Below are 18981 nucleotides of genomic sequence, written 5' to 3' on the forward strand. Positions count from 1 at the left end.
CGCGAAACCGAACAACGCGCCGTGACTCGCCATGACCGGAGCTTCTCCGCCCCCGACTTCGGCCATCGACAGCACGCTCCGGAAGGGCCGCGGCTGACTTAGCCGGCACAACGCAGGCCGGGACGGCGAACCACAGGTGTCGGCGCTGAAGGTCTGCAGGGCCCGGCAGTAGTGCGAGCCGCAGTCGCTGCCCGGGCGGCGGGGCAACCCCGCTGCAGCAGACCCCCCGGACAGCGAAGACCCCTTCGATGCCATGCACCGAAGGGACCCTTCACCCGAAACTCAGCTGGTCTGTTGCTGCGGCGGCTGAACATAGTCCGGGGCTGCTGACCGGGCAACGATGCGAAAACGGAGCGACCCAGTGCAGCACCACGGAGCCGCCGGGCAGCAAAGGGCCCCTCCGATGCCCTGCACCGAAGGGGCCCTTCACGGGAAACTCAGCTGGTCACCACTGCTGCGACTGGCCGTAGCCGGCGGCTGCTGCCCCGGCAACGGCGCGGACGCGGGAGCCGCCGGACAGCAAAAGGCCCCTCCGATGCCCTGCACCGAAGGGGCCCTTCACGGGAAACTCAGCTGGTCACCACTGCTGTTGCTGCGGCGGCTGACCGTAGCCCGGGGGCTGTTGCCCGGGCGGGGGGCCGTAGCCGGGGGGCGGCTGCTGGCCGGGCTGGCCGTAGCCGGGGGGCGGGCCGTAGCCCGGGGGCTGCTGGCCGTAGCCGGGCTGGCCGGGCTGGGGCTGGCCCGGCTGGGGGAAGCCGCCGCTGCCGGGCTGGTCGCCGGGCTGGCCGTAGCCGGGCTGCGGGGGCTGGCCGAAGCCGCCGGGCTGGGGGAAGCCGCCGCTGGTCGGGTTGGGCGTGCCGGGCTGCTGGCCGAAGCCGGGCTGGCCGAACGGGGGCTGTTCGCCCGGCTGGCCGAAACCGGGCTGACCCGGCTGACCCGGCTGACCGGGCTGACCAAGCTGACCCGGCTGGCCGCCGAAGCCCGGCTGGCCGAAGCCCTGCTGCGGCTGGCCGAAGGGGCCCGGCTGGCCGAAGCCGCCGGCGCCACCCGCGGGGCCGCCGAAGCCGCCGGCGCCCGGGGTGCCGCCGCCGAGGCCGACGAACTGGGCGGTGGGCGGGATCAGGCCGAGGAGCCCGACGATGAAGATCAGGATGCCGAAGATGAGCGTCGGCATGCCGATGCTGTCGGCGCCGTTGCTGCCGGCCTGGTCGAGGAGCTCCTGGTTCGGCGTGGAGCCGGCGATGAGCAGGACGCCGAAGACGCCCAGCAGCACGCCGCCCACGGCGACCACGATCGGCACGATCTTCTTGATCCCGCCGCCGAGGCGGCCGGCCAGGATGAGCCCGGCGCCGCCCGCGATGGAGACCACCGCGCCGACCAGGACCATGATCACGTAGAACCAGATGGCACCCGGCGAGGCGAGGCCGGACTGGCCGAGCAGCTCGTCGACCTTCGCGTCACCGGCCGTCTGGCGGGCCTGGTCCAGGCTGGACGAGTAGTCGCTCGCGTCGCCCATGTAGAGGAACGACCAGATCAGCGACAGCACACCCAGCAGCGCCACGACGCCACCGGCGATGAAGCCGTACATGCTGTTGCCGCCACCGGACGCGACGGGCGCGGCGCCGAAGGCCGGCGGCGCTCCGAAACCGCCCGGCTGACCCGGCTGCCCGGGCTGACCCGGCTGACCGAAACCGCCCTGCGGCGGGCCACCGAAGGCACCCTGCCCCTGGTCGAACCCGCCCGGGGCACCGAAGCCCTGGGGCTGGCCCGGCTGCCCCGGCTGGCCGAAGCCACCAGGAGCACCCGGAGCACCCGGAGCACCGGGCTGTCCCCCGAAGCCCGGCTGGCCGAACCCGCCGCCCATGGCAGCGGGGTTGTCGGCCGCGCTCGGCGGCGGGGCGTAGGGGATGGCCGGCGGCTGCGAGCCGGGCGGGACGAGCTGCGTCGACTCGGCGCCGAAGTGGCTTTCGCCGCCGGCGTTCGCGTCACCGGGCCGCACGACCTGCGTGGGCTCGGGGGCTTCGCCGAACAGTCCGCCTTCGCCCGAAGGCGGGGCCGACGGGTACGGCTGGCCCGGCTGGACCACCTGGGTCGGCTCCGACGCGCCGAAAGGACTGTCCTGCTGAGGTGTGGGACCACTCGGTGGGCCCTGCGGCGGCTGCTCGCCGCCGTCCCCGGGCTGGTTCGGTGGCTGCGGAGCACTCATGTGGGTCTTGAACCCCCTTGACGAGGACGCGAAAAAGTTCTATCGCGCCCACGCTATCGGATAGCGGGGCAGGGCGCTCGGAACGCCCCGGCCCACGTAGGCCGTTTACCAATCCGGCCGGAAGTAGGCGGGAACCTCACCGGACGGGCCCGCATCCGGCAAGCATCCCCGCCGTGACCGTGGTCGGATCGGTAAAAGCGAGCGCAGTGTCGTCAGTTAGCGGCCGGCGAGGAAGCCGAGCAGATCGTGCCTGGTGACGACGCCAGCGGGCTTGCCGTCGATCAGGACCAACGCGCCGTCCGCGCCCTCGAGCGCCTTCATCGCGGAGCTGACCTGTTCGCCGGCGCCGATCGTCGGCAGCGGCGGCGACATGTGTGTCTCGAGCTTGTCGGCGAGCTGGGCCTTGCCGGTGAACAGCGCGTCGAGCAGGTCGCGCTCGTTGACCGCGCCCACGACCTCCGCGGCCATGACCGGCGGCTCCGCGCTGACCACGGGCATCTGGCTCACGCCGAACTCCGACAGGATCGCGACGGCCTCGGCCACGGTCTCGTTCGGGTGCGTGTGCACCAGGCTGGGCAGGGAGCCACTCTTCTTGGTGAGCACGTCGCCCACCGTCGCGCCCGAGGAGTCGGGCGGGAGGAAGCCGTAGGACGACATCCAGTCGTCGTTGAAAACCTTGGTGAGGTAGCCGCGGCCACCGTCGGGCAGGAGGACCACCACGACGTCGTCCTCGGTCAGGCCCTCGGCGAGCTTCAGCGCGGCGGCGACGGCCATGCCGCACGAACCGCCGACCAGCAGGCCCTCCTCCACCGCGAGGCGGCGGGTGATGTCGAACGAGTGCGCGTCGGAGATCGGGATGATCCGGTCGGCGATGCCCCGGTCGTAGGTCTCGGGCCAGAAGTCCTCGCCCACGCCCTCGACCAGGTACGGCCGCCCGCTGCCGCCGGAGTAGACGGAGCCTTCGGGGTCGGCGCCGACGACCTGCACGCGGCCGTCGCTGGCCTCCTTGAGGAAGCGGCCGGTGCCGGAGATCGTGCCGCCGGTGCCGACGCCGGCGACGAAGTGCGTCACCTTGCCCTCGGTCTGGCGCCAGATCTCGGGGCCGGTGGAGAGGTAGTGGCTCTCCGGGTTCGCGGGGTTGGCGTACTGGTTGGGCTTCCACGCGCCGTCGATCTCGCGGACGAGGCGGTCGGAGACGTTGTAGTAGGAGTCGGGGTGCTCGGGCGCCACGGCCGTCGGGCACACGACGACGCGGGCGCCGTACGCGCGCAGGACGTTGCGCTTGTCCTCGCTCACCTTGTCCGGGCAGACGAACACGCACTTGTAACCCTTGCGCTGCGCGACCATGGCCAGGCCCACGCCGGTGTTGCCCGACGTCGGCTCCACGATCGTGCCGCCCGGCTTGAGGGCGCCCGACGCCTCGGCGGCCTCGATCATCCGCAGCGCGATGCGGTCCTTCACGCTGCCGCCCGGGTTCACGTACTCGACCTTGGCGAGCACCAGCGGCTTGAGCCCCTTGGTGAGGGAGTTCAGCTTGACCAGCGGGGTGTTCCCCACGAGGTCGACGATGTGCTCGGCGTACTCCACGACTGCGCTCCTGCCCTTCCGCGCCGGATCTCGGCGGCGAGGCCCAGCCTAAACGCTGGACCTGCGGCGCTGTCCACTCAGGCGGGGCGCCCGATAGTGGTCCACGTCGCCTTCGGCTTTGCGGGAGGCGGGACACACGGCACTATGGTGAGCAACCGCTTAGCGCTTGCCCGTTGCCACCGACCCGAGGAAGTGTCACGCCATGCCCGAAGCCGTCATCGTCTCCACCGCCCGCTCCCCGATCGGCCGTGCCGCCAAGGGCTCGCTGGTCAGCATGCGCCCCGACGACCTCGCCGTGCAGATGATCCGCGCGGCGCTCGACAAGGTGCCGCAGCTGGACCCCGCCGACATCGACGACTTGATGCTCGGCTGCGGCCTGCCCGGCGGCGAGTCGGGGTTCAACATGGGCCGCGCGGTGGCCGTCGAGCTCGGTTACGACCACCTGCCCGGCTGCACGATCACCCGGTACTGCTCCTCCAGCCTCCAGACCACCCGCATGGCGATGCACGCGATCAAGGCCGGCGAGGGTGACGTGTTCATCTCCGCGGGCGTCGAGGCCGTGTCGCGCTTCGCGAAGGGCAGCTCGGACTCCTGGCCCGACACCCACAACCCGCTCTTCACCGACGCCGAAACGCGCACGAAGGCCACGGCGGAGTCGGGCACCGACAGCTGGACCGACCCGCGCACGGAGGGGAACATCCCCGACGTCTACATCGCCATGGGCCAGACCGCCGAGAACCTGGCGCGGCTCAAGGGCATCACGCGCGAGGAGATGGACGAGTTCGGCGTGCGCTCGCAGAACCTCGCGGAGAAGGCGATCGCCGACGGCTTCTGGGCCAAGGACATCACGCCGGTCACCCTCCCCGACGGCACCGTCGTGTCCAAGGACGACGGTCCCCGCGCCGGCGTGACCATCGAGGGCGTCTCCGGCCTGAAGCCCGTCTTCCGTCCCGACGGCCGCGTCACCGCCGGCAACTGCTGCCCGCTCAACGACGGCGCCGCCGCCGTGATCGTCATGTCCGACACCAAGGCGCGCGAGCTCGGCCTCACGCCGCTGGCCCGCATCGTGTCGACGGGCGTCACGGGCCTGTCGCCGGAGATCATGGGCTACGGCCCGGTCGAGGCCTCGAAGCAGGCGCTGGCCCGCGCGGGGATGTCCATTTCGGACATCGACCTCGTCGAGATCAACGAGGCGTTCGCTGCCCAGGTCATCCCGTCATACCGCGACCTCGGCATCGACCTCGACCGCCTCAACGTCAACGGCGGCGCCATCGCGGTCGGCCACCCGTTCGGCATGACGGGGGCGCGGATCACCTCGACGCTGATCAATTCGCTGCAGCACCACGACAAGCAGTTCGGCCTGGAGACGATGTGTGTCGGTGGCGGGCAGGGAATGGCGATGGTGCTGGAGCGCCTTTCCTGACGTAGCAAGGATTTTCTGAGGCAGAGACGGACGAAGGGCCGCTCGCGACACGATCGCGGGCGGCCCTTTTGTTGTTTCGAGGCTCACTGAGCATCGTGTTCGCCGCCCTCGACGAAATCCGCCGCCGGTCACGTGCGCAGCAGCCGGGGCCAACTCGGGCGGGCCCGTTCCCCGACGACGGACGCGGCGCAGTCGAGTGCACCCGTTGCGGCGAGCACTAACTTGGGCTGAAGCCGACAGAAGGGGCCAGGTCCGGTGAGCGACGAAGGGCAGTTCGCAACAGACCTCTACCAGGGCACCGCCGAGTACTACGACCGCTACCGGCTGCCGTATCCGGCGTCCCTGCTCACCCATCTGGTCGCCGGCACCCACCTCTCCGAGCGCGGAAGGCTGCTGGATCTGGCCTGCGGGACCGGCCAGCTCGCCTTCCCGCTCAGCCGGCACTTCGCGGAAGTATGGGCCGTGGACCAGGAACGGGACATGATCGAAACCGTTCGCGTCAAGGCGGCTGACGGCGGTGTGGAGGATCTTCGGCCCCTCGCCTCCAGCGCCGAGACGCTCGAGGCACAGCCGGACCACTTCGAGCTGGCCGTCGTCGGCAACGCCTTCCACCGGCTGGAGCGCGACCTGGTCGCCCGCCGGATACTCCGATGGCTCGTTCCCGGCGGATATCTCGCGTTGTGCTGGTCGTCCTCGCCCTGGGCGGGCGGGGAAGACTGGCAGCGATCACTCGCAGCCACCCTGCAACGATGGCAACGAGAACTCGGGGCCGAGCACAGGATTCCCGAACGCACGGACCGCGCGCGCCGGCGCCGGCCCGATCCCGAGGTTCTGTCCGCGGCAGGGTTCGAGGTCTGCGGCCGCCACGCCTTCACGGCCAAGCACCACTGGACCCTGGCCGAACTCACCGGCCACATCCGCTCCACCTCGTTCCTCCCGCCCGCAGTCATCGGCGACCGGGCCGCCGCATTCGATGCCGACCTCGCAGCCACCCTCCACCCCCACGACGACGGCGGAGTCTTCACCGAGACCGTGAGCTTCGCCTACGACCTCGCCCGCAAGCCCGGCTGAGTCCGCCCACAGCACACCCACGCACTTTGTTGTTTCGTACGGTGTTTTCCGGCGCGGCCCTGCTTCAACGAGGCGGACGACGCACGCGGCCTGGAGCGAGTCCCGGGCGCCGTCAGCAAGCGGGGCGCCCGCGCGGCGACGCTCGCCTGCACACGACGAAGGGCCGCTCGCACCAGTTTCGCGAGCGGCCCTTCGTCGTGAAGCAAACCAGTCAGTGCAGCGGCGCCACCGGAACCGGGGCGGCCGCGTCGTCCGAGCCGGTGGGCGGGGGCGACGGAATGAAGCGCTTGTTCGGCAGGAAGGCGGCGGGCACCAGGCACACGGCGAGGATCACCGTGGCGATCAGGAACGGCGTCGCGAAGGCGCCGGCCGCGAGGGCGGACGCGGCGGTCTGCGTGGCGGGGTTCAGGGTGGCCGCGGTGGCGGCCAGCTGGCCCTGGTTCGTCGGGACGCCGAAGCGCGAGCCGAGCAGGGCGGCGAGCACGATGGACATGATCGCGGAGCCGATGGCACCCGACGTCTGCTGCAGGATGCTCGTGGTGGTCGAGGCCTTGGCCATGTCCTCGGAGCGCAGCGTCTGCAGGGCGGCCGAGGTGATCGGCATCATCGTGCAGCCCATGCCGAGGCCCATGACGAACGCGGCCGACAGCAGGAGCGCGTACGGCGTGGTCGACGTGACCTGCGTGAACGGCACCATGCCCACCACGATCAGCGCCAGGCCCGGCAGCACGATGCGCCGGGCGGCGAACTTGTCGAACAAGCGGCCCGCGATCGGCATCATGATCATCGCGCCGAAGCCCTGCGGCGCGAGCAGCAGGCCCGCGTGCAGCGCGGATTCGCCGCGCACCAGCGTGAAGTACGTGGGCAGCAGCAGCATCGCGCCGAAGAAACCCATGCAGAACACCGAAAGCGTGATCATCGAGACCGAGAACGTCCGGTTCTTGAACAGGCCCAGGTCCATCAACGGGTCCGCCACCCGCAGCGCGCGCAGCACGAAGCTCACCAGCAGCACGATGCCCGCGACCGCCGGCAGCCACACCTCGATCGCGGTGACCGTGCCCGTGGACGGGATGCGCGAGACGCCGAAGATCAGGGCCGCGAGGCCCGGCGACACCATCAGCAGGCCCGCGAAGTCGAAGCGGCCCGACTTCGACGCCTTGTCCTTCGGCAGCAGCCGCAGCGCGAGCACGAACGCGATGACGCCGATCGGCACGTTGATGTAGAAGATCCAGCGCCAGCTCACGGCGTCGACGAGCCAGCCGCCGAGGATCGGGCCGCAGATCGGGCCCAGCAGCATCGGCACACCGAGCACGGACATCACGCGCCCGATGCGCTGCGGGCCCGCCGTGCGCGTCAGGATCGTCATGCCGGCGGGCATCAGCATGCCGCCACCGAGCCCCTGCACGACGCGGAAGATGATCAGCGACTCGACGTTCCACGCGAGCCCCGCCAGCATCGAGCCGATCAGGAACGTGCCGATGGCCAGCAGGTACAGCCGCTTGGTGCCGAAGCGGTCCGACGCCCAGCCCGTGACCGGGATGACCGTGGCCAGCGCGAGCATATAGCCCGTGGCGACCCACTGGATCGTGTCGAACGACGTGGAGAACTGGATCGTGAGCTTCTGCAGCGCGACGTTGACGACCGTGGTGTCGAGGATCGCCATGATGGCGCCGAGCACCACCACGGAGGCGATCTTGAGCACGCCGCGGTCGAGTTTGTCGTCGAGCCCGGCGGCGCCCGGCGCGGCCGGGCTCGGTTGAGCGGACATGCGGTGGACCATCCCCATCGTCAGAGAGCAAAAGGACGCGCAAGCCCCAGGGTGGGTCCCCCTTGCGCGACTTCGTCGAGGCTAGAGGACGCCACCGACAAAAAGCCATCGATTTCGCCCGAAGCACGACGTAGACGACTTTTCGCATTCTCCACCCGCCCGCGGAAAGTCCTCCACCCGCACTGTTGCGGCCGGGAATTGGCTTCACACAAGCACTCTGCGTGCGCGCTCCGTCGCGCGAAGAGCGATTTCCCCGCGTACAGAACGCGTACACAGAAAAGGCGCCCCGTAGTACACGGAGCGCCTTCTCGGGATTCCTACGCGAGCACTAGTCGCGTAGGTAGGACAACAGCCGCAGGATCTCGAGGTACAGCCACACCAGCGTGGTCATGAGACCGAAGGCCGCGAACCACGCCCACTTGGCCGGCATCCCCGACCGGATCATGCGGTCGGCCTGGTCGAAGTCGAGCAGGAAGCTGAACGCGGCGATGCCGATGACCACCAGGCTGAAGATGATCGCGATCGGGCTGCCGTCGCGCAGCGGGTTGAAGCCGAAGAACAGCGCGGTGACCAGGTTGACCAGCATCAGGATCACGACGCCGCCCACGGCCCCGACGATCCACTTGGTCAGCTTCGGCGTGACCTTCACGGCGCCGGTCTTGTAGACCACCAGCATCGCGATGAACACACCCGCCGTGCCGATCAGCGCCTGCAGCGCGATCCCCGGGTAGACGAGCTCGAACAGCCCGCTGAGCGCACCGAGGAAAATGCCCTCGGCGGCCGAGTAGGCCAGCGTGAGCGGACCGCTCGCCTTCTGGCCGAAGATGATCACCAGCGAGAGGACCAGTCCGACGATCAGGCCGCCGAACAGCGCGCCGAGCAGCGGACCGCTCATGCCGGTGACGCGGCCGAGTGCGTCGGTCACCAGCTGGGTCTGGGCCCAGAGGGCCGTGAGGACACCGAACACCAGGGCGGTGCCCAGCGAAAGACCGGTCTTGACGACGACGTCGTCGACCGTCATCGGACGGTCGGCGGAACCGGCGGCCATCTGCCCGGGACCGTAGCCGGGCACACCACCCTGGCCCTGCGGAGTGCCGTAGGGCCGCTGGTCGAAGCCCACGTTCGGCCCGTACTGCCCTGAAGCGGCCGAACCGCGGGACAGGTTGCGGAACGCCGGGTTGCTACTGGAACGCACCTGATCCTCCTGGATCTGCTGGCACCTTGCATGGGGTTCAACGACCGCTCGGGCCTGCTGGTTCCCGTCGAGACCGTCGAGTAAAGGAGACTTTACCCTTTTGCCCGATCAGGCGACCGGACCCGCGCCGGGCTACACCGTATGCGACTGAGATCACGACCGTTCACCGCAGGTCACCCGATGGCCCCTAGACAATCCGGGTGATCACCCGCGAACCTTCACTTCGCGTGTTCGGAATGTGACCGAAGGCGTGTCGGGGAGTTGTTCGATCGTGTGACCTGCATCGACGCAAAGGCGTCACTGCAGAGCATGTTGAAGGAGTCAACACACCATGGGGTGGTCTTCACGCCCGCGCGCTCGCCTGCGCGCGGCCGCCGGTCTGGTCGCCACGGCCGTGCTCGGCGCACTCTCCCTCACCGCACTCGGCCCGACCGCCGCCGACGCCGCGACCCAGCAGGGCATCGGGGTCGAGGTCCCGGCACAACGGTTCGACAACAAGGACCACAGCGGCAACTGGCTCGGGTCCTACCTCGTCGCCGGCAAGCAGGTGTTCTGCGTCAGCTTCCAGCTGAAGGCGCCGGACTCGAACGAGAAGTACAAGCCCGGCGACAAGCTGCTCACCAAGTGGGGCGACGAGATCCCCGCCGACAAGGCGGCCAACATCTCGTACCTGCTGCTGCGCTACGGCGACACCAAGGACGCGAACGTCGCCGCCGCGCTCGCGCACCTGTTGCACTCGTGGACCTCCGCGCCGCGGCCCGGGCACGACGACCTCAACGAGGCGCTGCCCGCGGACAAGATCGGCTACGACATCGCCATGCACCTGCAGGGGCTCAAGGACAAGGCCCCCACGGCGTACGACGACGTCGCCAAGCTGACCGCTGACGCCGAGGCCAACCGCGGCCCGTGGACCGCTTCGGTCACGCCACCGAAGGAGGACCAGCACCTCGGGACCGCGGCGACCTGGACGGTCATCGTGAAGAACGCCAAGGGCACCGGCGTCCCGGACGTCGCGGTGAAGCTCGACGCCACCGACGCGACGCTGACCACCGGCACCGGCTCCGACTCGCAGGACGACGCCCAGGCCACCGATACAGCCAGTGGCAGCGCGACCGTCCAGGGCGCACAGACGGAGACGACGCTCAAGACGGGCGCCGACGGCACGATCTCGGTGAAGCTCACGCCGACCGGCGACCAGCCGAAGCTCGCGACGTCGCTCTCGGCCCCGGCCGACCGGCCGTACGTGCAGAACCCGGTGAACACCGGCATCCAGAACGTGGTGTCCACCGGCGGCGAGAAGACGCTGACCGCGGAAGGTGTCGTGGCCGTCGCGAAGCCGGGCAAGGTCCAGGTGACCAAGACCGACGCGAAGACCGGCAAGGGCATCGGCGGCGCGACGCTGCGGATCACCGGCAACGACAAGAAGACCGCCGCCACCGGGCAGGACGGCAAGCCGCTCAACGGCCCCGACGGGCAGCCCGTGGTCGTCACGACCGCCGGCGACACCGGCGCGGTGACCGTGGACAACCTGCTGGCGCCGCAGGACGTCTGCGTGGTCGAGGTGAACGCGCCACCGGGTTACGAGAACGCGTTCGACCCGAAGAACCCGCCCTCGGTGTGCGGCTCGCTGAAGCCGGGCGACACACTGGCGCTCACCATCGCCAACACGCCGAACGAGGTTCCCCACGCGATCCCCGCGGGCGACCAGCCGGTGGCGATGGCGAAGGGCGCAGTCGAGACGAGCTTCTCCACGCCGGGGCTGATCGGCCTCGCGGTGCTCGCGCTCGTCGGTTCGGGTCTGGTCGGGTTCGCCGCGCGGCGCGCGTCCCGGAGGTAGTGAGAGCGGAACGGGTATGGCACGCAAGAGCCGGTTGATCACCGGTTTCGTCCTCGGCGCGGCGAGCGTTCTCGTGGTGGAGCTCGCCACCGTCGTGATCAGCGCACCCCCGATGGCGGTGGTGGCCGGCAGTGCTCAGCCGGCCGCCGCCGCCCTCGCGGGTCTGCGGCCGGCCGCGCCTGCGGAGGCGCCTTCCTCGGCACCTCCATCACCACCGTCGTCCACCGCGCCGGCCGCGCCGCCGCCCGCCGCGCCGGTGGAGCACAAGCAGCCCCCGCTCGCCCCGCAGAAGCCGGGCACGCTCCGGCTGCCCGGCGGCGGGACGGCCGCGATGGTGCGCCAGGGCCTCGGGCCGGGCAACACGCTGCCGGTGCCCTCGGACATCGGGCAGGCGGCCTGGTGGGGCGCCGCGCTCGACGCGGTGAGCGGCGCCAGCGTCTTCGCGGGGCACGTGAACTGGAAGGGCGCGACGGGGCCGTTCGCCGAGCTGTGGAACGAACGCATCGGCGGCGAGGTGACCATTGTGGACAATGCGGGGAAGACCTCGAAGTACCGGATCTCGCAGCTGGTCACCGTGCACAAGGCCGATCTGCCGGCTCGCGCCGACGACCTCTTCGGACAGGCGGGGCCGCACCGCGTGGTGCTCGTGACCTGTGGCGGCAGGTGGGTCGGCGGGGCCGACGGGTACGAGGAGAACCGGGTCGTCGTCGCGGATCCGGTCTGATCCTTTTCACCGAGCTTTTCAACCGTGCTTTTCAACGGTCCTTTCCACATCGGTGCCCCGGCGGGATTTGCCGGGGCACCGTTTTTTCTGCCTTTTTCTCCCGCGTGGCAGGCAACTGCGTGCAGTTCGCGTGGTGCGAGGGGACCGTTCGCACCACGCGGCCGGTGTCGCGAACGGCCACTTCGTGCCACTCATCGGGACACGGTCGCCGAAAAAAGGTGCCTCCGACCTGCGGACCCCGGGTTTCGCCACAAGTTACTAGCGAGTAACATCACTCGGGCGCGCTGTGGTCAGCGCGGCTTCCATGCAGCAGAATGCGGCAAGGGTCCAGCGGTGTACGGCGGAGGGTGATGGAGATGGCGACGTTCTTGGTGACGGGTGCGACCGGCTTGATCGGGCGCCAGTTCACCCGGCTGCTGCTCATGCGGCCGGACGCGGAACGCGTCGCCCTCGTGGTGCGCGCGTCGTCCAGGGAAAAGCTGGCGAAGCTGGTGGACGGGTGGCCGCACGCGGACCGCGTGACACTGGTGACCGGCGATCTCGGCGAGCCGATGCTGGGTGTGTCCCAGGAGGACCGCGACGGCCTGCGCGGCGTCGACCACGTGGTGCACCTGGCCGCCCTCTACGACATCACCGCCGACGACGAGACCAGCATCAAGGCCAATGTGGACGGTACCCAGCACGTCGTCGACCTCGCCGCGGACCTGCGGGCCGGCGCGCTGCACCACGTGTCGTCGGTCGCCGTGGCCGGTGATCACGAGGGCCTGTTCACCGAGGACATGTTCGACGTCGGCCAGCGCCTGATCACGCCGTACCACCGCACGAAGTTCGAGGCCGAGAAGCTGGTGCGCGAGCAGCACGAGGTGCCGTGGCGCGTGTACCGGCCGGCCGTGGTCGTCGGTGACTCCGAGACCGGCGAGATGGACAAGATCGACGGCCCGTACTACCTCTTCCCCGCCATCAGCAAGCTCGCCGGGCTGCCCGACGTGCCGATCGTCGGGCCGGACCTCGGCGACACCAACGTGGTGCCGGTCGACTACGTGGCCAAGGCGCTGCTGGAGCTGGTGACCACGCCGGGCCTCGACGGGCGCGCCTTCCACCTCGTGAACCCCGAGCCGCAGCCGGTGGTGTCGGTCTACAACGCGTTCGCGCGGTCCGCGGGCGCGCCGACGATCACGGTGCAGCTGGGCGAGGGTGTGTCGAAGGGACTCGTCGGGCTGGTGAAGCTCAGCGAGCACATCCCGGGCTTCACGATCGCGCGCGACGCGGTGATGGAGCGTCTCGGCATCCCGCCGGTGCTGCTGGAGACGATGGCGTTCCCGTCGGTGTTCGCGTCGGCCGAGACCCGCAAGGCGCTGGCGGGCACGGGCGTGGAGGTGCCGCGGCTGGAGGACTACGCGGCCACGCTGTGGCGCTACTGGCGCGAGCACCTCGACCCGTTCCGCGCCCGCAAGCACGGCCCGCGCGGTGAGCTGGACGGTCGGCGCGTGATCATCACCGGCGCGTCTTCGGGCATCGGGCGGGCGACGGCGCTGAAGGTCGCGGCGGCGGGCGGCGTGCCGCTGCTGGTGGCGCGGCGGCAGCACGAGCTGGAAGAGGTCCGCGACGAGATCATCGCGGCCGGCGGCACGGCGTCGGTGTACCCGGCGGACCTGACCGACGAGGAGTCGGTGCACAAGGCCGTGGACGCGATGCTGGCCGAGCACGGCCGGATCGACATGCTGGTGAACAACGCGGGCCGCTCGATCCGCCGGTCGATCAAGCTGTCGTACGACCGCATGCACGACTACGAGCGCGCGATGGCGATCAACTACTTCGGCGCGGTGCGGCTGATCCTCGCGGTGCTGCCGCACATGTCGGAGCGGAAGTTCGGGCACATCGTGAACGTGTCATCGATCGGCGTGCAGGGCATCGCGCCGCGCTTCTCCGCGTACGCCGCGTCGAAGGCCGCGCTCGACTACTTCTCGCGGATCGCGGCGACGGAGACGCACGGTGACGGGATCACCTTCACCACGATCCACATGCCGCTGGTGCGCACGCCGATGATCCGGCCGACGAAGATCTACGACGCGTTCCCCACGAAGTCGCCGGAGCAGGCGGCCGACATGGTCATGAAGGCGCTGATCCAGCGGCCCAAGCACATCGGCACGCCGGCGGGGCAGGCCATCGGGCTCACGTACACGCTGGCGCCGGGCCTCACCGACGCGATCGCGTACCAGGGTTTCCGCATCTTCCCCGACTCGACGGCGGCCGGCGGCTCGGGCCGGCTCAAGATCGGCCGTGGCGAGAAACACCTGTCGCGGGCGGCGATGGCGCTGGCCCGGCTGTCGCGCGGGTTCCACTGGTAGTCACGGTGCGTTTCGAGGGTGAGGCCGTTCAGGGGACGATCACCAGGTAGGGCCCGACACGTGGCGGTGAATCACCAGTCCTGACGCCGACGACACAATGTGCGCGGGTACGGTCGGGCCCATGGTTCCCGAGCGAGACAACGGCCTCCTGCCCCTGCGGCGCGAGTACACCCAAGCCTGGCACGGCTTCGACCGCAACGAGGTGCGCCAGTACCTCGATCACATCGAGGCGCAGCTGCGCCGGCTGCTCAGTGATCGCGACGCGGCGGCGACGCAGGTCGCCACGCTGTCGCGCGAGCTCGAGGCCGCACGCGGTGAGGTGACCAAGCTGCAGGGCCGCGTCGAGGAGCTGATGAAGCCGCCCGAGCGGCTCGAGGACCTGGACGAGCGCATGCAGCGCACGGTGCAGCTCGCGCAGGCGCGCGCGGACGAGGTCACCAAGCGCGCGCAGGTGGCGGCGGAGAAGCACTGGGCGTCGTCCACCGAGGCTTCGACGAAGCTGCGCGAGCGCTACACACGCTTGGTCGCGGAGCTCGACAAGCAGGCCGAGGCGCTGCACTCCGAGCACGAAGCGGCGTTGAAGGAGACGCGCGCCGAGGTGCAGCGGCTCACCGTCGAGGCGGCGCAGCGCCGGGAACTCCTCGACAACGAAGCCGAGCGCAAGCGCCGCAAGATCGAGCGCGACTTCGACTCGAAGATCACCGCCGAGCGCACCGCGCACGAGAAGCTGATCGCCGACCAGCGCACGGCGAGCAAGAACCAGGCCGAGCGCCGCATCGCCGAGGCGACGGCCGAGGCCAAGCGCCGCGTCGACGAGGCCACCGCGGAAGCCAAGCGGCGCCTCGACGAAGCGACCACGCAGGCCGCCCAGCGCACCACCGCCGCGACCCGCAAGGTCGAGCGCCTCGCCGAGATCCGCGAGCAGGCGCGCAAGAACCTGGCGATGGCGGACGAGGTGCTGAAGAGCAGCGAGAGCCTGCTGGCGGCGCTTCCGGCGGAGTCGGTGATCCCGTCGGCGTCGAAGCTGGTGGGTGGGGATGAGCCGGCTGCCGCGACGGCCAAACCTGCGGCTTCCACGCCTGCTGCTGCCAAGCCTGCCGCTGCGTCCGCCAAGCCTTCGGGTGCGCCGGCTGCGTCCGCCAAGCCCGCTGCCACACCGGCACCCGCGCCGAAGCCGGCGCCGGTCACAAAGCCGAAGCCCGAGGTCGTCTCGGTCGACTCCCCGACCACCCCGGCCCCGACTGTGAAGCCCAAGCCCGCTCCGGCGAACGGCAACAGCAACACCAAGGGCACGCCTCAGCCCGTCTCACAGGCGGCCGGCAAGTCCAACTCCTGATCCGCCCTGCACGACAGAAGGCCGCTTTCCCGGACAGGGGAAGCGGCCTTCGTCGTCGGTGGGGTCAGCGGCTGCGGGGCCAGGGGTTGGCGGCCTCCAGCTGCGCGGCCAGGCCCAGCAGCAGCGATTCGCCGCCGGGTGGGGCGACGAGCTGCACCGAGGTGGTGAGGTCGAGGGTCGGGTGGTGGCCGACGGGGACGGAGAGGGCGGGGAAGCCCGCGAGGTTCCAGAAGCCGGTGAAGTCGGCGACGCGGACGGCCGGCAGAGCGTTCGCGAGCCAGGAGCGGCGGTGCCAGCGCTGGGCTTTCGGGGGCAGCGTCGCGAGCGTCGGGGTGATGAGGACGTCGTGGGACGCGAAGAACTCCTCGGCGCGGGAGATCCATGTGGTGCGGGAGCGGTCGCGGACGAAGGCGCGCGTGAGGTGGCCCAGGCGGACGTGGGTGCGGGTGCGGGGCTGGAGGTGGCGGAAGGTGAACTCCGCGTCGGCCTGGGCGGCGGGGCCGGCGAACCAGCGGGCGACGAGGGCGAGCATGGTGTCGAAACCGTAGGCGGGGGTGGCTTCGGTCAGCGAATGACCACAACCGGCCAGCACCGTCGAGGCTTGCGTGACGGCCTGGCCCAGCGGGCGCGGGAGCGGGGCGCGCGTGACGGGGACCTGGGTGGAGAACGCGATGCGCTGCGGGCCGGGCACCGGCACCTCGGCCAGTGAAGGTCGCTCGCCGAGCACGGACATCAGCAGGGCCGCGTCGGCGGTGGTGGTGGCGAGCGGGCCGTGCGTGGACATGCCGTACCAGCCCTCGACCGGCTCTTCGACGACGCCGCGGCCGGGCTTGAGGCCGACGAGGCCGCACATGGCGGCGGGCAGGCGCACGGAGCCGAGACCGTCGGTGCCGTGCGCGATGGGGACGAGGCCGGCGGCGACGGCGGCCGCGCTGCCGCCCGAGGAGCCGCCCGCCGTGTACGCGGGTTCCCACGGGTTGCGGGAGACGCCGGCGGGGTCGTCGCTCATCGGGTACAGGCACAGCTCCGGCACGCGGGTGAGGCCGACGATCACGGCGCCCGCCGCGCGCAGGCGGGCGGCGATCACCCCGTCGGAGGAAAACGGTTCCTGCGGGCCGGCGACGGAGCCCCAGCCCGCGTATTCGCCCGTGACCTCCGTGACGTCCTTCACCGCCACCGGAACGCCCGCCAACGGCAGGTCACGCAGGTCCGGGCGGGCGGCGACCTCGGCCGCCTCCGCGAGGGCCTCCGCGGCACGCACCCGCCGGAACGCGCCGACCACGCCGTCGGCCGCCGCGATGCGGGCGAGGGCTTCCTCGGTCACCTGAACGGGATCCAGCTCACCGGCGCGCACCGCGCGCGCGATCTCCACCGCAGTCTGCACCATGATTCGCACCCTAACCGTCCTCAGTGGACAGCGACAAGGCTCCGCGTGCGGTCGGCGACGGCCATGGCCGCGGGCCGGGTAGCTTCTGCGCCTACGCCGAGGTGTGCACATTCTTCCGGCCGAGGTCAGGCACCACCTCGCGCACGCCCGCGTTGACGAGCGCGCACCCGCGCAGCACGAAATCGGGCAACGGCCACTCCGGCCACGACCAGCGCGGCCGCTGCCCGCGCATTCCGGACGTCTGGACCACAACGGACAGACGCGAAAAGGGCCTTCCCCCGCAGAAAGGGAGAAGGCCCGAAGCTAGGGCGGCGGCACCGCGCCGATCGCCGCCCGGCGGGGGTGGCTCAGATGGCGCCGGCACGCAGGGCGTAGGCCACGGCGTGGGCGCGGTTGTTGAGGCCGCAGCGGGTCATCAGGCCGTAGAGGACGTTCTTCACGGTCCGCTCCGAGTAGCAGAGCTTCGTGGCGATCTCCTCGGTGCCGTAGCCCTCGGCGACGAGCCGCAGCACGTCGCACTCGCGAGCGGCGAGGCCGGACAGGGTGAGGCCGTTGGGCTCGAGCACGTCGCGGCGCATGCGCTGGACCTGGCCGAGCAGCGCGCCCTGCAGGCGCGGCGGCAGGCTGGCGGTGCCGTCGCCGGCAGTGAGCACGGCGGAGACCAGCTCGGCGCCACCGGTCTCGCGGCGCGGCAGGATCGCGACGACGCCGCACTCGATGGCGGTCATCAGGTCGCTCTCCCGGAAGTGGTCCGCGACGATGACGAGGTGCGGTCCGGCCAGCTGCTCGGACTCGCGGCCCAGCTCCTTGACCCGCGACAGCACGCGATCGGTCACGTGCTCTTCCATCACGAGGACCACGTCGGCCTGCGCGGCCGAGTCCTCGGGGAGGACCTGCAGCTCGGCGCGGGTGCCCAGCAGACTCGCGGCGCCGGCCTTGGTGATCGGGTCCGAGGCGAGAACAGCGACTTTGACGAGCTTCACGAGATCTCCTACCACCACTCCAGGTTGACGGTGACAAGTCTCGCGCGGACGACTTCACGTTTTCTTACCAAGATTCTTCACGCCCGCCGCGAACGTGAAGAATCTCCCTATAACCGCAGGTCAACGACCTCTATGCGCCTCTTCACGAGGTTCTTGAGGGCAGGGTCGAGCCGCCCGCCGGCCCGGGCTTCACACACCGGCTTCACGCTTCCGCGCACACCCCGCACGCGTCCGGCCCCGCCGCGCCGGAGTTCCGGGCGATCTCCCGGAACGCCTCGCGCGCCCGCTCGACGCAGTCGGGCATCCGGCCGACGGCCTCGGTCCAGGCCTGCTTCGCCGCCCAGTAGCGCGCCCGCGCCTCCGGCGTCCAGCCCGCCATGTCCCGTTCCACAGTGGACTCCAGCTGTGCCAGCACAGCCCGGATCCCGCCGGTCGTCCTGCCCATCCGGTCGAGGATCTCGTCGGCGTCGGTGAAGTCGAACCGCCCTGGACTCATATCCCGCTCAGGCCACCCGTCCACGGCAGCGCCCGCTCGTCGGCGGCCGGGCGCGCGTCGGCCGCGCCGCCGGTGACCGCGAGCAGGTCGGCGAGCCGGCCCAGGATGAGGTCGTACTGCTGCTCCCAGTCGTTCATCGCCTGGCCGAAGCGCACCGAAGCGTCGCCCCGCCACGACGCCTGCAACGCCGCCATCTCGCTGTTGACCCGCCTCAAATGGGCGTTGGCCGAGTCTATGGCGCGAGCGAACTCACCCGCCGCACCTCGCATACCGTCCGGCACCACCGTCGGAGGAATCGATTTCACGATGCTCTCCTCACCACACGTCCCCAGAACCCGCGCCCGTGCCGCGCGGGCTTACCACCGAGCGTGACCCACCGACGGGGGTGGCGAAACCGGGGACCAGGTGGTATGCCCGATTTTCGGATATCCTTGCCTGCCGTTCCACCGAGGTCTCGGCAGCGGAGTTTCCCCGGTGTTCGCCGTCACGCCGAGTGGCCGCAACACCGCGCGCCGAGACTGACGGTCAGGGCGGCCGGCGAGACCCGGCCCCGGCCCGCTCCACCACCCGTTCGGGCGTAAGATCACGAGTGGCATCCGGCGTGTGACGATCCGTCAACG

Annotated in this window: 15 protein-coding genes; 6 read left to right on the top strand and 9 right to left on the bottom strand. The window is 70.7% G+C overall.

What is annotated here, in order from left to right:
- Window positions 1-577: 577 nt before the first annotated feature.
- Entirely contained in the window at window positions 578-2206 is a 1629-nt protein-coding gene (locus AB0K15_RS17185) for a hypothetical protein (RefSeq protein WP_364050589.1), read from the bottom strand.
- 216 nt (window positions 2207-2422) lie between these two features.
- Entirely contained in the window at window positions 2423-3793 is a 1371-nt protein-coding gene (locus AB0K15_RS17190; RefSeq protein ID WP_220244137.1) for a cystathionine beta-synthase, read from the bottom strand.
- Window positions 3794-3995: 202 nt separating this feature from the next.
- On the opposite strand from AB0K15_RS17190, the gene AB0K15_RS17195 reads away from it, so the two are divergent.
- Together AB0K15_RS17195 and AB0K15_RS17200 are read left to right on the top strand one after the other, a co-directional pair.
- Window positions 3996-5216 carry an acetyl-CoA C-acetyltransferase gene (locus tag AB0K15_RS17195; protein WP_364050593.1) on the top strand — a complete coding sequence of 407 codons (1221 nt, stop codon included), beginning with the start codon at window positions 3996-3998 and terminating at the stop codon, window positions 5214-5216.
- 255 nt (window positions 5217-5471) lie between these two features.
- Entirely contained in the window at window positions 5472-6287 is an 816-nt protein-coding gene (locus AB0K15_RS17200) for a class I SAM-dependent methyltransferase (RefSeq protein ID WP_364050596.1), read from the top strand.
- Between the two features lie 211 nt (window positions 6288-6498).
- On the opposite strand, the gene AB0K15_RS17205 is transcribed toward AB0K15_RS17200, so the two are convergent.
- Complete coding sequence (locus AB0K15_RS17205) at window positions 6499-8055, bottom strand: DHA2 family efflux MFS transporter permease subunit (RefSeq protein ID WP_364050599.1); 1557 nt, start codon at window positions 8053-8055, stop codon at window positions 6499-6501.
- 328 nt (window positions 8056-8383) lie between these two features.
- Window positions 8384-9250 carry a Bax inhibitor-1/YccA family protein gene (locus AB0K15_RS17210; protein ID WP_364050602.1) on the bottom strand — a complete coding sequence of 289 codons (867 nt, stop codon included), beginning with the start codon at window positions 9248-9250 and terminating at the stop codon, window positions 8384-8386.
- 331 nt (window positions 9251-9581) lie between these two features.
- Between AB0K15_RS17210 and AB0K15_RS17215 the strand changes: the two genes are divergently transcribed.
- The 4 genes from AB0K15_RS17215 (at window position 9582) to AB0K15_RS17230 (ending at window position 15495) form a co-directional block, all read left to right on the top strand.
- Complete coding sequence (locus AB0K15_RS17215) at window positions 9582-11087, top strand: hypothetical protein (RefSeq protein ID WP_364050605.1); 1506 nt, start codon at window positions 9582-9584, stop codon at window positions 11085-11087.
- 16 nt (window positions 11088-11103) lie between these two features.
- Entirely contained in the window at window positions 11104-11811 is a 708-nt protein-coding gene (locus AB0K15_RS17220; protein WP_364050608.1) for a class F sortase, read from the top strand.
- A 356-nt stretch (window positions 11812-12167) separates the two neighbouring features.
- Window positions 12168-14159, top strand: coding sequence for an SDR family oxidoreductase (locus tag AB0K15_RS17225; protein ID WP_364050611.1), 1992 nt, complete (start codon window positions 12168-12170; stop codon window positions 14157-14159).
- 121 nt (window positions 14160-14280) lie between these two features.
- On the top strand, window positions 14281-15495 hold the full coding sequence (locus tag AB0K15_RS17230; protein WP_364050614.1) for a cell division protein DivIVA: 1215 nt from the start codon (window positions 14281-14283) through the stop codon (window positions 15493-15495).
- A gap of 64 nt (window positions 15496-15559) precedes the next feature.
- On the opposite strand, the gene AB0K15_RS17235 is transcribed toward AB0K15_RS17230, so the two are convergent.
- The 5 genes from AB0K15_RS17235 to AB0K15_RS17255 all read right to left on the bottom strand — a co-directional run bounded on the left by AB0K15_RS17235 (window position 15560) and on the right by AB0K15_RS17255 (window position 18666).
- A complete protein-coding gene (locus tag AB0K15_RS17235) occupies window positions 15560-16882 on the bottom strand; it encodes an amidase family protein (protein WP_364050617.1) in 1323 nt (440 codons plus the stop codon).
- A 91-nt stretch (window positions 16883-16973) separates the two neighbouring features.
- Complete coding sequence (locus AB0K15_RS17240) at window positions 16974-17114, bottom strand: hypothetical protein (RefSeq protein WP_364050620.1); 141 nt, start codon at window positions 17112-17114, stop codon at window positions 16974-16976.
- A gap of 115 nt (window positions 17115-17229) precedes the next feature.
- Window positions 17230-17865 carry a response regulator transcription factor gene (locus AB0K15_RS17245; protein ID WP_364050623.1) on the bottom strand — a complete coding sequence of 212 codons (636 nt, stop codon included), beginning with the start codon at window positions 17863-17865 and terminating at the stop codon, window positions 17230-17232.
- Between the two features lie 202 nt (window positions 17866-18067).
- Window positions 18068-18361 (bottom strand): hypothetical protein, encoded by a 294-nt coding sequence (locus AB0K15_RS17250; RefSeq protein ID WP_364050626.1) that lies wholly within the window; start codon window positions 18359-18361, stop codon window positions 18068-18070.
- The gene (locus AB0K15_RS17255) at window positions 18358-18666 is read right to left on the bottom strand and encodes a WXG100 family type VII secretion target (RefSeq protein ID WP_364050629.1); all 309 of its coding nucleotides are present in this window, start codon (window positions 18664-18666) and stop codon (window positions 18358-18360) included. The genes AB0K15_RS17250 and AB0K15_RS17255 overlap by 4 nt, the downstream gene beginning before the upstream one ends.
- Window positions 18667-18981 lie beyond the last annotated feature (315 nt).

Source organism: Amycolatopsis sp. NPDC049253 (genome assembly GCF_040678995.1).
Classification (GTDB): domain Bacteria; phylum Actinomycetota; class Actinomycetes; order Mycobacteriales; family Pseudonocardiaceae; genus Amycolatopsis.

Bases quoted from the DNA above. Each gene is read 5' to 3' on its own strand.
- AB0K15_RS17195 (WP_364050593.1), top strand. From the start codon at position 3,996: ATGCCCGAAGCCGTCATCGTCTCCACCGCCCGCTCCCCGATCGGCCGT.
- AB0K15_RS17230 (WP_364050614.1), top strand. From the start codon at position 14,281: ATGGTTCCCGAGCGAGACAACGGCCTCCTGCCCCTGCGGCGCGAGTAC.
- AB0K15_RS17235 (WP_364050617.1), bottom strand. From the start codon at position 16,882: ATGGTGCAGACTGCGGTGGAGATCGCGCGCGCGGTGCGCGCCGGTGAG.
- AB0K15_RS17250 (WP_364050626.1), bottom strand. From the start codon at position 18,361: ATGAGTCCAGGGCGGTTCGACTTCACCGACGCCGACGAGATCCTCGAC.
- AB0K15_RS17205 (WP_364050599.1), bottom strand. From the start codon at position 8,055: ATGTCCGCTCAACCGAGCCCGGCCGCGCCGGGCGCCGCCGGGCTCGAC.
- AB0K15_RS17220 (WP_364050608.1), top strand. From the start codon at position 11,104: ATGGCACGCAAGAGCCGGTTGATCACCGGTTTCGTCCTCGGCGCGGCG.
- AB0K15_RS17215 (WP_364050605.1), top strand. From the start codon at position 9,582: ATGGGGTGGTCTTCACGCCCGCGCGCTCGCCTGCGCGCGGCCGCCGGT.
- AB0K15_RS17240 (WP_364050620.1), bottom strand. From the start codon at position 17,114: ATGCGCGGGCAGCGGCCGCGCTGGTCGTGGCCGGAGTGGCCGTTGCCC.
- AB0K15_RS17185 (WP_364050589.1), bottom strand. From the start codon at position 2,206: ATGAGTGCTCCGCAGCCACCGAACCAGCCCGGGGACGGCGGCGAGCAG.
- AB0K15_RS17225 (WP_364050611.1), top strand. From the start codon at position 12,168: ATGGCGACGTTCTTGGTGACGGGTGCGACCGGCTTGATCGGGCGCCAG.